Below are 14063 nucleotides of genomic sequence, written 5' to 3'. Positions count from 1 at the left end.
TGGAGGGCCTGCGGTTCTTTTTTTGGTCATACAGGGTGATCCTGTAACCTTAGAAACATCTCATACAAGAGCTTCTTACGGTCTATGACCCGCCAGTACGGCGGCGTTGGTTGTTAGGCTTTTTGTTGTTCTGGCTCTTCATTGCTTTGGGGCCGCCTTCAAAATAGGCACTGGATTGGTTACCTGTGTTTGCCTGTTCTTTCTTCTGCGCCAGTTTTTGGCGTATAGCATCCTGCAAACTGACTTTTTTCGGTTCAGTATTATCGCTCATCGTTATTCCCTCCCGGTCTTACAGTAAGCCGTCCGAATTGGACGGGATGTACTCATTTTATACGTTTTACAAAAGCCCCACAAGGGCAACCTGATAAAATGCTGAAATCCTTCACTTTTTTGACTGGACCAACATTTTTTCTCTTCGTCTACAGCCCTGCGGTCTGGCAACTTTGTTTCGGCTCCCCTACAGCAATGCAGCTTGGCAACACTGTTTCTATAGACCCACACAGGACGCATTTGGTAACATGGAACAACCGTAATACGAAACGTTAAAGGAGTGTCGCCCGGTTTGAACGCCTATGAAGAAATACGCAAAGGAGAGCGCGGGGCTTGGGTCAGTATTGTGGCCTACCTGGTCTTGTCTGCTTTTAAGTTGATCTGCGGATATTTATTTGCTTCCAGTGCTTTGCTGGCAGATGGTTTCAATAACCTTACAGATATTGTTGCGTCTGTTGCTGTATTGATCGGACTTCGCATATCCCAGAAGCCGCCTGATTCCGATCATGCCTATGGTCACTTTAGAGCGGAAACGGTCGCTGCCCTAATTGCTTCATTTATTATGGCCATGGTTGGCCTGCAGGTATTGGTTGAAGCGGTTCGTTCCTGGTATGAAGGGAACTTTGTTGCACCGAACCTGTGGTCAGCAGCGGTTGCGGTTGCCTGTGCACTGGTGATGCTGGGCGTATATCGTTACAATCATCGTCTTGCCAAACAAATTAACAGTCAGGCCCTGATGGCTGCAGCCAAAGATAATCGATCGGATGCTTGGGTTAGCATCGGGGCTGCAATCGGAATCATCGGTGCACAATTCGGTCTTCCTTGGTTGGACAAAGTAGCTGCAATTGCTGTAGGTCTGTTGATCTGTAAGACAGCATGGGAGATCTTTCGGGATTCAACACATCGTCTGACAGACGGATTTGATCAGAAAGACCTGACCGATCTAAGATCATCTGTGGCTCGGGTGCCTGGTGTAGAGATGATCAAGGACGTGAAGGCGCGTGTGCATGGTAGTCATGTATTGGTGGATGTGGTTATTGAGGTGGATGGAGGACTGAGCCTGATCGAGGGTCATCAGATCTGTGACCGGGTCGAAGAGCGATTGAAACGTTCGCATAATATTATGCATGTACATGTACATGTGGAGCCTAAGATGAAAGAAGGAACCACGGGAAGCCCTTGAGACCGGGATAGACAAACCCGAAATAAACGCTTATGAAATGAAAAGAGGACAGCCGCTGCCTGAGCGCTGTCCTCTTTACTTATCTTTACTTATCGTTAGAACGATTATACGATACTATTGAATAGCAACGTGGATCCAAGCTTTGCCTTTCCACGTATATACTTGTACCCACTGACCGCCGTCGAATCCATCTACAACTTCACCTGTTGTATCGATGATTTGGGAACCCAGTGCACCGATCGGCTTGCCATTAGGTGCGTCATAGAACCATGTGCGCTCCAACAGGTTGAGCAGCATCGTAGGGACGAGAACCTCATCTCCTGCTTTTACAACAGGTTCATCAAACATTTTGTCGTTCGTTGTTGGAGTTGTAGTTTCTGTAGTTGTTGAAGTACCCTCCGTACCCGTGGTGTCCACTGTTGTGCCAGTTACAGTCTCAGCTGTGCCTTCTACAGTGTCTACAGCAGGTTTGTTCACTTCAACCGCAGGCGTTGTTGTGGTTGCCTGTGTTCCAGTTTCTGGAGTTACCGTCCCGGTAACCGCTTCCTCAGCACCTGCGGCAGCAGCCATGGAACCCATCAAAGTCAGAGCAGCGGCAAAACTTACGATTTTTTTCATTTGTTTTTCCTCCTCGGTTAGGTATGTAGTTTGTTGTCCTGTGTTAAAAGTAACCAAGCGAGCTCACTTGTGAAACACAAATTATAACAATATTTTCTTGGTTTCTCCAGTGTCAACTGGAGCATAAGTGGGTATAAGGAGAGCCTATATATATCATACTTCAGTGGGAGAAAACCGGGTTGACTACGTCATAATGGTTCTGTTTTTTTATGATCTAATCGGGGAGAGGGGGTGGAATAGACGAGAAGGGAGCGTAATACATAATAGAGATAAGTCGTAATTTGCTTTGGGCATCATTGTTGCTAAAAAGATGCTATGAACGCACAAAAGCCTACCGGCTTTTGCAAGCGCGATAGGCTTTTGTATGTATCGTGTGCTGTTCATAAGGGGGGGAAGCCCCATTCATCGCATTCGGCTGCGTCCCGTAATCAGGGAGATGACGAACAGTACAACAAAGATGAAGAAGAGTACTTTGGCAATAGAAGCAGCTGCTTCAACAATACCGAAGAATCCGAAAATACCTGCAACAAGAGCAATAATTAGAAATAGTACCGACCATTTCAACATGGGTATCATCCTTTCGTTTATAGAACTTGGTAGCGAGAAGTGTTCGTCTCACTGCCGTGTGTAGTTGTTCTTTAACCGAGGCCTTTCGGGTTGAAACATTGTGATATTTTACCAGGTTGTGCTGATTTCACAGTTCATCTTCTATTTGTTTCGCCTCGGAATTGGTCGGGTAACTAAGCAATAACTAAACCGATTTATACTGGAAAGTGAGGTTCTTTTATGATCTATCAAATTAGTGTGGCTTTAATTGCAATTGCATTTGCAGTACTTGTATTCTTTTTAATTCGTACCTTGAAGTCCGCTCAGGGTTCACTCGACAATGTGTCACAGACACTGCAGGAAGTTCAAAAGACGATTGATGAGCTTAGTTATGAAGTAAAACAGACGGTAAGGCATGCCAATGATATTACAGTTGATGTGCAGCACAAAATGAAACAAATTGATCCTGTTATGGAATCTGTACAAAATTTGGGAGAAGTACTGAACGAAGTGACGGAAGCTGCTAAGCAGGTATCATCCACGCTGATGGCCAAGTTTCAGACGAAACGCAGCAGCAGTGAACAGAGCAAACGATCAGAAGTAGCAAATGTAGTACAGACGCCGCCTGCTACATCGACAGATCGGACACTGCAATCCTATGAAGCTACATATCATGAAGATGCCAAGGGCGCAAAAAGCTGGCTGAAATATGTGGATGTAGCCGCTAATGTATGGCAACGTATGCGGAAATAGCATGACCGTTTTGTAATCAAAGAAGTCTTCAGAGCGGTGATGAACCTGAAGAAAGGGTGAGAATCATGATGAAACTACTGCTTGTTATGTTTAGCGTAATTTCTCCCTTTTCCGTTCAACCGGCAGCGGTACCCGCTGCTCATGATATGCAATGGACGGTAGCGAAAGAGGAGACACCAGAAATAGTTCTGGCTGCTGATCGTTCCGGAACTGTCCAGCATTTTCGGACTCTGAATGACATTTCTCTGGATGACAGCATCGATGATATTTTAGCCAATAAAGGTCAACCGGTTCATAAGGAACATGATCCCTATCTGGGTTGTCCGGAGTATGAATTCAAAGATGTAACCGTTGGGCTCTGCGAAGATACAGGAGTGGTCAATTATGTGCATATTGATGCTTACGAGAAACGTCTGAAGCTTAATCAGGAGTGGATTGATATGGATATTGAGGACATTCGGGATGCTTTGGGCAAGCCGTATTATGTAGCAGAGGATGGAGAAGTATTCCTTCGGGGAAGTCAGGCGCTGAAAGTGTATATGAAGCCAGGCTCCAATCAGATTGAAGGAATAGATCTCTTTGATGAATCAGTTTCCTAGGAGTGGTTAATCCAGAAACGTTTCAGTCCCATACCATATGGTTATATATTAAGTAGCTCGATAAAGAAGATCAATCAGAGGAGAGTGGAAACGATGAATTCAACCAATGCGCAAGCTTATGCAAAAGTGGTAGAAAACGGAGTCCAAGCGGTAGAAGCGGTGAAAGAATTGCAGATTACCGGATACCTTGCTGATCATATCTTCGTTCTGGCCCATGAAAAGGATCGTACAGATCGGATTGCCGATACGGCCGACGCCAAAGAGATTGGTATTAAGGAAGAAGGCTTATTTGATTCCATGGCGAATCTGTTCCGCTCCCGTGGCGATGAACTCCGGGCCAAAATTGTTTCGATGGGCTTCACCGAAGCTGAGGCAGATTTTTATGAGAGTGAACTCGATAAAGGCAAAGTGCTTGTGATTGCCAAAAAGAAAGAATAGCATAGCCGATACAAACGTAAGCTGGAGCCTTCTGACAAGGGACAAGCTTCAGAATCGAGTATTTTGTTTGAATCAAAGAAGTTTTACAGTTGATGATGCAGAATGCTTAACCAAAAACATAGATAAGGAATGGGGATATCCCCATTCCTTATCTATGTTTTTGCAAGTTTGGAAGCGGGATCAGAACGCAGCAAAAACAGGGTGACAAGCGGGGGAATTCTCCTACGATGGTGCCATTTACTGATAGAAGTTTTTTGATAATACGATTATAGTTAGACTAGGAATTATTATGTCTACCGCTGTCTTGAATGCGAAATTTGTATAATTAAGGTTGTTAGCGGACCTGATAAGAATCGACAAACCCGGACGCCACAGATAAGGAGATAGAAATGAGAATACTTATTGTTGACGACAATCCGACGAATGTCATTATCATTCGAGAAATTCTGAAAAAAGAAAACTATCGTGACATTGTAACGGCAAGTTCTGCCATGGAAATGTTTGAAGTTCTAGGGATTGGGGAGGAAAACAATGAACTTCGTCCCAAACCGTCGGATATTGACCTGATTTTGCTAGATATGATGATGCCGGAGATGGATGGAATCGAAGCATGCAGCATTGTGCAGAAATTTGAGAATCTCAAGGACATACCTATTATTATGGTTACTGCAATCGGAGATTCCAAGAAATTGGCCGAGGCGCTGGATGCAGGGGCATCCGATTACGTGACCAAACCAATCAATAAAGTGGAACTGATGGCCAGAATCCGTCTTGCGCTTCGTCTGAAGCAAGAGAAGGACTGGCATAAAGAGCGGGATCAGCGGATTCAGGATGAGCTGAAACTTGCGGCGATGGTACAGAATGCCGTGTTAAGCCCTGCTATTGAAGATCCGCTATTTCACGTTAATGCCATTTACAAACCTTCGTTTGAACTCGCGGGTGATCTTTACTCTTGGTATCCGCTTGGTGAAGGCAGATATGGAGTTCTGCTGCTGGATATGATGGGGCATGGAATATCTTCATCACTATTTACGATGTTTATTGCTTCCGTGCTGAAAGACACCGTTACAACGTATGTAGACCCGGAGAAGGTCATTCAGGAGCTGAATCGTCGCTTTAATCAGCTGCATCTGGAAAAGCAGCTGGTGCAGTACTATTTTACAGCGATCTATCTGGTCGTAGATACCCGAATGAAGCGGATTGACTACGTGAATGCAGGTCATCCACCAGCACTCTTTTTCCGTCATGATGGAAGTGTGACCACGTTTGACAGCGTCTGCTGTCCTGTCGGTTTGTTCGACAAGATGGATATTGAACCACAGACGATTCACTATGAAGGTGACGGGCACATTGCGCTGTATACGGATGGATTAACCGAAGCCGTTCAGGGCGACCAGGAAATGCAGCAGGCATTTCTGAAGGAACAACTGGCGGGCTCCCACCAATGGGATGAAGCGGCCATGCAGGCATTATTCTTCGATGATGAAATTCCGCAAGAGCGGGATGATGATAAATGTTTGGTCTGGATTACCTTAAATAAAGGGGGCGAAGCTGAATGAAAATCAGAAATAAACTGCTGATCGGCTTTACCGCTCTGATGGCCATCTTGATCGTGCTTACGTTTGTGAGCTACGAACGGCTGAACAGCAGCAATAAACAGGTTGACCAAATGTATCAGGAGCGATATTTAAAGGTCAGATACACCTCATCCGTACGTGGAGAGGTTAATGATATCGCGAAAGTGCTGGCTAACTTGTTGCTTAACCCGAATAACTCAACCGGCACTGCAGAAAATGAGCTTAAGGAAATGCAGGAACGGGGAGAAGGTTACCTTAAGGAAGTTCGTGAACGGGCTGACAGTGCGTCGGAGCATCAACTGGTTGACCGTGTGAATGTGGCTTGGAATTCTTATAATTCTTATGCTGGCAGACAGGTCAGCTTGATGTCTCAAGGACGTGCGGAAGATGGTAACAACTACAGGAATTCAACGGGTCTTGCTGTGCAAAAGGAAGCTGTGGACAGTCTAAATGCACTTTCCCGTTTCCAGGATCAGGAGATTGATAGCGAAATTAAGGCTGCTAATGCAGCATATACACGGGCAGTTCAGATTACAGTAGGCATCATGATTGCGGGGCTACTGCTTGCTCTCGGGGTTATTATGTGGGTACTGCCTAGTATTACGCGTGGTCTGAATACGGTGTCGATGATGATTACCAGTTTTGGTAAAGGTCGCTATCGAACTATTCGTCGTATACAGGTGAAGTCCACCGACGAGATTGGGCAGATTGCCAGTGTGTTCAAGGATGTCTCCAATGATTTGGAAGAGAAACTGGAAGTTGAGAAAGCTTATTTACAAGCACAGCAAGATCAGAACTGGATGAGTTCCAACATAGCCAGAGTTCCGGAATTGCTGCGAGGTATTGGCTCCATTCGCCAGATCTCACAGATGTTTATCAGTGAATTTACGCCTGTACTTGGAGCTCAACTGGGCGTCGTATATCTGATCGATGAAGAGAAGCATCCGGACGAACTGAGACGTTATGGTGCTTATGCGTTTGAAGAGAATGAAGATGTTGGCAAAGAGGTTTACCGTATCGGAGAGGGATTAATTGGACAAGCCGCATTGGATATGACTCCAATAATCATGGAAAAAACTCCGGAGGATTATGTGAACATTGGATCAGCAACGGGATCATCGCGTGCTTCGGGTGTGATGATCTATCCTGTCGTATTTGAAGATGAACTGATTGGTGTGGTCGAACTAGCTTCGTTTGAAGGGTTCACGAATCTGCATACACAGCTGTTCTCGCAGCTGATTATGAATCTGGGCGTCATTCTTAACAACGTTCGCCGCCGTTTGCGGGTGGAGGAACTGCTTCGCGAATCCCAGGCGCTTACGGAGGAATTACAGGTTCAATCTGAAGAACTTCAGACCCAGCAGGAAGAACTGCGTCGTTCCAATGAAAATCTGGAAGAGCAGACGGGGGCCCTTAAACGTTCGGAAGAGCTTCTTCAGCGTCAACAGGAAGAATTGGAGCACTTCAATACCGAACTGATTGCCAAGACACGAGCATTGGAAGAACAAGTTCGTGAAGTGGAAGAGAAGAACGACGAGATTGAGAAAACGAAAACACAGCTGGAACAGCAAGCCATGCAATTGTCGATGACGAGCAAGTACAAATCCGAATTTTTGGCAAATATGTCGCATGAACTTCGTACGCCACTTAACAGTCTTTTGATTCTGTCCCAATTGTTATCGGAGAACAAGGATGGAAATCTGAGTGTTAAACAGCAGGAATATGCTCAAACGATCTATATGTCGGGTGCAGATCTGCTGAAAATGATTGATGAAATTTTGGATCTGTCCAAGGTGGATGCGGGCAAAATGGACATCAACTATGAGACGGTTCGCATGGAAGAACTGACCAGCTTTGTTCAACAGAATTTCGGCCCCATGGCGAACAAAAAAGAACTCGGCCTGAACATTGAGTTCGACAGCAATTTGCCGGAATGGGTATATACCGACAGCCATCGCGTGAAGCAGATTTTGCGGAATCTGTTGTCGAATGCGTTCAAATTTACCAACCGGGGATCGGTAAGCCTGATTGGACGGAAGATGAAAATGGAAGAGCTTCCTGGATACTTGAATACGAATCAGGAATATGTAGGCTTTACCGTGAAGGATACCGGAATCGGAATTCCTTCGGACAAAACGGATTTGATCTTTGAAGCATTCCAGCAGGTGGATGGTACAACGAGCCGCAAATATGGAGGAACGGGCCTTGGACTGTCCATCAGTCGCGAACTTGCTCGCCTGCTTGGTGGCGCCATTCAGGTCGAATCAGCCGAAGGTGTGGGCAGCAGCTTTACTCTGTACCTGCCGGATAATCACGAAGAAGAGATTCAGGTGGACGAAGCTATGACAGAAGCTGCTGCTTCTTCTGAGATCGAACAGTCTGCAAGAGAGACGTGGACGATGCGTTCAGGCAGACAGAAGGTCCTTACATCGGATCCGGATAGTAATTCGTTTATGAAAATGCCTCAACCCGACTCACCTGTACTTGCCCAGCTGGAAGATGATCAGAAGAACCTGATGGAAGGCGACAAGATTCTCCTTATCATTGAGGATGATGTGAATTTTGCGCATATTTTGATGGATATGGCGAGAGGCAGAGGATTTAAGGCGATTGTGGCGCTTCAGGGAGACAAAGGACTCGAAATGGCCCGTCAATATTTGCCGGATGCGATAATCCTTGATATTCAGTTGCCTGTCATGGATGGCTGGGCAATTCTGGGCGAACTGAAAAGCAGCTCCGCGACACGTCATATCCCGGTACATGTGATTTCGGTAATCGATGATATGAAACAAGGTTTGATGATGGGAGCCATTGCTTATCTGAAAAAACCTTCCAGTAAAGATTCGCTGGATAAAGCTTTCTCGCATATCGAATCCTATACAGAGAATCAATTGAAACGTCTGTTGATTGTGGAAGATGATGAAATACAGCGGAAAGCAATCATTGAACTGATCGGCCACGATGATGTTGCAATTACGGCAGTGTCCACCGGCAGTGAGGCCTTGAATGAATTGCACAGTCAACGCTATGACTGTATGGTACTGGACTTGATGCTGACAGATATGACCGGATTTGAATTGCTTGATCAGATTCGGGACGATCAATATTTGAATGATCTGCCGATCATTATTTATACAGGCAAAGAACTGGACAGTAAAGAAGAGATGAAGCTTCGCAAATATGCGGAGTCCATTATCATCAAGGACGTGAAATCACCTGAACGTCTGCTCGATGAGACGACCTTGTTCCTGCACCGGGTAGAAGCCAACCTGCCGGAAGACAAACGTCGAATTCTGCAGAAACTGCATAACAAGGAAACCTTGTTTGAAGGTAAGAAAATATTGCTTGTGGATGATGACATCCGTAATGTATTTGCCCTTTCAAGTGTGCTCGAAGGTTATCGGATGGATGTGACATTTGCAGAGAACGGCCGTGAAGCTCTGGAGATTCTGGATAAGAACCCGGAAATCGATCTGGTGTTAATGGACATGATGATGCCGGAAATGGATGGTTATGAGGCCATGACGCGGATCAGACAAATACCAAGATTCGAAAAATTGCCAATTATCGCCTTAACCGCAAAAGCGATGAAAGATGATCGTGGCAAGTGTATTGAGGCTGGAGCATCCGATTATGTGAAAAAACCGATCCAAACGGATCAATTGTTATCCTTAATGCGGGTATGGCTGTATTCGTAACCCAATAGTTTGGGTAATGAAAGACAATACATCTAATACGCAAGTAACAAATGAAGAAGTGGAGAGAAAATATGACACCGTGGAAACCTACCGAGGCGGAGGCAGAATCGATCCGCATACCGCAAGATGAAGAGCGTGAGCTGATCGAGATCGAGTTGCTGTTGGAAGGTATGCACCGTTTATATGGATATGATTTTAGAAACTATGCGTTGCCTTCATTAAAGCGCAGAATCTGGCATTATGCACATGCCGAAGGCGTTAAGACCATTTCCGGGTTACAAGAACGGGTGCTGCATGACCGTTCTGCGTTTGATCGTTTTGTACAGAACTTGTCCATTCCCGTGACGGAAATGTTTCGTGATCCTACGCTTTTCCGAATGTTTCGCGAACAGATTATTCCGATCTTAAGAACATATCCGTATATCCGAATATGGCATGCCGGCTGTTCCACAGGAGAAGAAGTCTATTCCATGGCGATTATGCTGCACGAGGAAGGACTGTATGACAAGGCAAGAATATATGCGACAGATATGAATGATCGCTCTTTGCAGCAGGCCAAGGAAGGCGTATATGGCATCGAGAAAATGAAACTATACACTACAAATTACCTTGAAGCCGGGGGCACCCGTGCATTCTCAGAGTATTACACAGCCAAATATAATTCTGTTATTTTTCATCCTTATTTACGCAAAAATATTATTTTTGCCGAGCATAATCTGGCAACAGACCGTTCATTTAACGAGTTTAATGTGATCTTTTGCCGCAATGTCATGATTTATTTCAATGATGAACTGCGGAACCATGTGCACGGACTTTTTCATGAAAGTTTGAGCCACTTTGGCATCCTTGTTCTGGGTTCTAAAGAATCAATACATTTTACGGAATTCAGCGATGCCTACGAGCCGTTAGACCGGACGGAAAAAATATACCGGAAGATTAAATAGGGGGTTAGGCTTAGTCATGGGGCTCAATGAACCAATCCACATATTATTGGTAGATGACCGCCCCGAGAACCTGCTCGCTCTCGAAGCGGTTCTGGAATCGGAACAGTACAAGCTCGTCAAGGCAACCTCCGGGGAAGAGGCGCTCCGCTGTTTGCTGAAAGACGAATTTGCGGTCATTGTGCTTGATGTGCAGATGCCTGGGATGGACGGAATTGAGACAGCAAAATTAATCAAGGCGCGTGACAAGTCCAAGGACGTGCCGATCATTTTCATCTCTGCCAATAGCAGAGAGGCAGAGCACTTATTTGCAGGTTATTCCGCGGGGGCCATTGATTATATGGTCAAACCGTTTATTCCTCAGATTTTGAAGTCCAAGATCGAGGGCTTTGTGGAAATGTTTATCACGAATAAACGTTTGAAAACACAGACCATGCTTCTGCACCAGAAGACGCAGGAACTGGAGAAGATGAATCAGCAGCTCATTCAGGCCAAAGAGGAAGCGGAAATCGCTGCAAACGCGAAGACCGAGTTCCTTGCCATGATGAGTCATGAGATTCGCACACCCATGAATGGCGTTATCGGTATGGTTGATCTGTTGATGGAAACGGAGCTGAAGGAAGATCAGAAGGAATACGTGGATATTGTACGTCGTAGTGCGGATGCACTTGTTACGGTGATTAACGATATTCTTGATTTTACCAAGATGGAATCCGGAAAAATGGAACTGGAAGAGCATCCGTTTGAACTTGTTTCCTGTATTCGTGAAGTACTGAAACTGTTTGCGGCAGAAGCCGGCAAAAAGAATATTGAGCTGGAATATTTCCTGGAAGATTCGGTACCTCAATTGATCTATGGAGATATGGCAAGGCTGCGTCAGGTTTTGTTGAATTTGATTGCGAATGCCATCAAGTTCACGGACCATGGCGGTGTGTATCTGATCGTATCCGTTAATGAAGAAAAGGACGGGCGAATGACGCTGGAGTTTGCTGTAAAAGATACCGGAATAGGTATAGCTCTAGACAAAGTCGACCGCCTGTTCCAGCCGTTTTCCCAACTGGATACATCCATGACGCGCAAGTATGGAGGAACCGGTCTGGGGTTGGCTATATGCAAAACGCTTGTTGAAATGATGGGTGGACAGATATATCTGGATACGACGGAGATGCGTGGAGCAACGTTTGTATTTACCATTCAGGCGCAGCGTTATGTCGAAACTGAGCTCACGAATGGTATGGGGGAAGATCAGCATACGGATATTAAAAATTATGAAATGCATCCAAGCGTATTAATCGTCGATGATCACCCCATTAATCAGAAACTAATGTCCATCATGCTGAGCAAGCTTGGACTCATTGCAGATATCGCCGAGGATGGCAAGAAGGCACTGGATATGGTGTTGGCGAATCGCAACTATGATTATATATTTATGGATTTACAAATGCCTGTGATGGATGGATTGGAGTGTACTCGCCGAATTCGTGAGAGCCTGCCTCAAGACCAGCAGCCGGTTATTGTAGCGATGACCGCTAATGTCATGGATGGTATTCAGCAGCGATGTTCCACTGTAGGTATGGACGATTACATCAGCAAACCTGTGAAAATGGGCAATGTGAAACAGAAGTTGTCCCGATTTCAGGAAGAAAGGCGATTGTTCAAATCCAAAACATCGGCCATAAATCAGGCCAATTGAAATATTTGCTAATTCGATTACTGTTTCATATGTGCTGTAGATGGGTTATTAGGTAAAGAAACCATTGATCAGGAGAGAGATGTCTAATGAATACAAACAAAAATGAAAAATTCAATGCAAGAACAGAAACACTTGATGGTGTGTGCACGGTGTATCTGACTGGCGAACTGGATTTGTCAGTTGCTCCTGAATTCCGTTTGGTGATGGAGCCACTCGTGGACAATAAGGAACAAGATTTGATTATTAACATGCAGGATCTGAAGTACATCGATAGTACAGGGATTGGTATCCTGTTATCTGTTCTGAAAGCACGGCATGGAATGGAAGCTCGCTTTGAAGTACAGGAAGTTCCTGCGCAAATTCAGAAACTTTTTGATATGACGGGTATTGCCAAATTCTTTGTCTCACAGAAGAATTCCCAATAGGAAAGGATCGAAAAAGGAATGAATGCAGAAGTTCAAAGAGTCACCCTTAATTTACCGGCGACAGCTGATTACGTTGATATTGTAAGACTCAATCTATATGGTGTTGCGTCCAAAATGGGATTTTCTTATGAGGACATTGAGGATATGAAGGTTGCTGTATCCGAGGCCTGTAATAACTCAGTATTGTATGCTTACTCACACGAAGGCGGCATGGTAGAGGTTGTGTTCGAAGTGGATAGTGACACGCTAGCCATTACCGTCAAAGATGAAGGTGCCAGCTTCGAGAACATTAACCCGGCGGTATCCCGCGCAGGCCTTCATGACAAAGAACTGTCTGATGCCCAAATCGGTGGACTTGGATTTTACCTGATGCAAGCTCTGATGGATGATGTCAGTGTGGAAAGTGAGACGGGCAAAGGTACGAAAGTAGTACTCGTAAAACGTCTTGCAAGAAGTGAGGAGAAAGTATGAATGAAAAAGTGACTCCCCCAGAGTCCATGTCTGAAGCTATAGGTTTGATCTGGGAATACCAGCAGACCCAGGATAACGAAATTGCAACAGTTCTTATCCGCAAATATGAACCGATGGTGAAAATGGCAGCAGGTAAAATTGCGCGGAACCGACCCGATCTATATGAAGATTTGTATCAGACCGGGCAGATGGCTCTAATTCGTTTGCTTAAGCAATACGATATCAATCTGGGTATTCCGTTTGAACCTTATGCCATGAAGAGTATGATTGGTCATATGAAAAATTATTTAAGGGACAAGTCATGGTATATTCAGGTGCCCCGCAGAATTAAGGAAAAGGGAGCACTTGTCCAGCACGCGATTGATGAATTGACAGTGAAGCTGGAGCGTTCACCAGGTGTGAACGAGATTGCAGAATACCTGGATTTAACCCCTGAGGAAACCATCGAAGTCTTGGCTGGTCGGGAATGTTACCACTATGTGTCACTGGATTCTCCGCTTTCACAGGATGAGAGTGCAGCCACATTGGGCGAACTGATCAGTTCAGATGTAAATGACTTCGATTCGGTCGAGAAGCGGATGGACTTGCAGCAGGCATTGGGACAGTTGAAGGAACAGGAACAAAAGGTGCTTATTTTGGCATTTCAGGATGGTCAGTCGCAGCGGGCAATTGCTCAGAAACTGGGAGTATCCCAAATGAGTGTATCCCGTATCCAGAAGCGAGCCACTGAGAAATTAAAACAGATTATGTCGAACGCCTCTTTATTATGAGATGCAGATCGGTGATGATATTGAGCACGGCATAAAGAAGGACACGTGATTCCAATGGAATGCATACGTGTCCTTTTTTGG

At 45.2% G+C, this 14063-nt stretch carries 14 protein-coding genes; 11 read left to right on the top strand and 3 right to left on the bottom strand.

Translation table 11 applies throughout. The annotated features are described in order from the left end of the window. Window positions 1-82: 82 nt before the first annotated feature. Window positions 83-271 carry a hypothetical protein gene (locus tag Q0V21_RS16965; RefSeq protein WP_024631370.1) on the bottom strand — a complete coding sequence of 63 codons (189 nt, stop codon included), beginning with the start codon at window positions 269-271 and terminating at the stop codon, window positions 83-85. Window positions 272-562: 291 nt separating this feature from the next. Between Q0V21_RS16965 and Q0V21_RS16960 the strand changes: the two genes are divergently transcribed. Beyond that, window positions 563-1453 carry a cation diffusion facilitator family transporter gene (locus Q0V21_RS16960; RefSeq protein ID WP_079350065.1) on the top strand — a complete coding sequence of 297 codons (891 nt, stop codon included), beginning with the start codon at window positions 563-565 and terminating at the stop codon, window positions 1451-1453. Between the two features lie 114 nt (window positions 1454-1567). On the opposite strand, the gene Q0V21_RS16955 is transcribed toward Q0V21_RS16960, so the two are convergent. Next, entirely contained in the window at window positions 1568-2071 is a 504-nt protein-coding gene (locus Q0V21_RS16955; protein WP_079350064.1) for a hypothetical protein, read from the bottom strand. Window positions 2072-2473: 402 nt separating this feature from the next. Next, complete coding sequence (locus Q0V21_RS16950; RefSeq protein WP_017692264.1) at window positions 2474-2638, bottom strand: DUF1328 domain-containing protein; 165 nt, start codon at window positions 2636-2638, stop codon at window positions 2474-2476. A 219-nt stretch (window positions 2639-2857) separates the two neighbouring features. Between Q0V21_RS16950 and Q0V21_RS16945 the strand changes: the two genes are divergently transcribed. The 10 genes from Q0V21_RS16945 to Q0V21_RS16900 all read left to right on the top strand — a co-directional run bounded on the left by Q0V21_RS16945 (window position 2858) and on the right by Q0V21_RS16900 (window position 13982). Continuing rightward, window positions 2858-3370, top strand: coding sequence for a DUF948 domain-containing protein (locus tag Q0V21_RS16945; protein ID WP_024631367.1), 513 nt, complete (start codon window positions 2858-2860; stop codon window positions 3368-3370). Between the two features lie 65 nt (window positions 3371-3435). Further along, on the top strand, window positions 3436-3969 hold the full coding sequence (locus tag Q0V21_RS16940) for a hypothetical protein (RefSeq protein ID WP_079350063.1): 534 nt from the start codon (window positions 3436-3438) through the stop codon (window positions 3967-3969). Window positions 3970-4062: 93 nt separating this feature from the next. Further along, window positions 4063-4407, top strand: a complete 345-nt coding sequence (locus Q0V21_RS16935) for a YflT domain-containing protein (RefSeq protein ID WP_301879813.1) — start codon at window positions 4063-4065, stop codon at window positions 4405-4407. 389 nt (window positions 4408-4796) lie between these two features. Then, entirely contained in the window at window positions 4797-5966 is a 1170-nt protein-coding gene (locus Q0V21_RS16930) for a PP2C family protein-serine/threonine phosphatase (RefSeq protein ID WP_024631364.1), read from the top strand. After that, the gene (locus Q0V21_RS16925; protein WP_079350061.1) at window positions 5963-9682 is read left to right on the top strand and encodes a response regulator; all 3720 of its coding nucleotides are present in this window, start codon (window positions 5963-5965) and stop codon (window positions 9680-9682) included. Before Q0V21_RS16930 ends, Q0V21_RS16925 begins: the two co-directional genes overlap by 4 nt. A 71-nt stretch (window positions 9683-9753) precedes the next feature. Then, window positions 9754-10626, top strand: a complete 873-nt coding sequence (locus Q0V21_RS16920) for a CheR family methyltransferase (protein WP_301248852.1) — start codon at window positions 9754-9756, stop codon at window positions 10624-10626. 16 nt (window positions 10627-10642) lie between these two features. After that, entirely contained in the window at window positions 10643-12316 is a 1674-nt protein-coding gene (locus Q0V21_RS16915; protein WP_079350059.1) for a response regulator, read from the top strand. Window positions 12317-12402: 86 nt separating this feature from the next. Then, window positions 12403-12741, top strand: coding sequence for an STAS domain-containing protein (locus Q0V21_RS16910; protein ID WP_063566600.1), 339 nt, complete (start codon window positions 12403-12405; stop codon window positions 12739-12741). 18 nt (window positions 12742-12759) lie between these two features. Further along, window positions 12760-13212 (top strand): anti-sigma B factor RsbW, encoded by a 453-nt coding sequence (gene rsbW, locus Q0V21_RS16905; RefSeq protein ID WP_062325833.1) that lies wholly within the window; start codon window positions 12760-12762, stop codon window positions 13210-13212. Then, window positions 13209-13982: a sigma-70 family RNA polymerase sigma factor gene (locus Q0V21_RS16900; RefSeq protein WP_024631358.1), complete on the top strand. Its 774-nt coding sequence runs from the start codon at window positions 13209-13211 to the stop codon at window positions 13980-13982. Before rsbW ends, Q0V21_RS16900 begins: the two co-directional genes overlap by 4 nt. Window positions 13983-14063 lie beyond the last annotated feature (81 nt).

The sequence above is a fragment of the Paenibacillus sp. 11B genome, assembly GCF_030487755.1.
GTDB lineage: Bacteria > Bacillota > Bacilli > Paenibacillales > Paenibacillaceae > Paenibacillus > Paenibacillus vandeheii.
The sequence above is the reverse complement of the archived record's forward strand: the minus strand, read 5'-3'. Positions and strand labels throughout refer to the sequence as shown.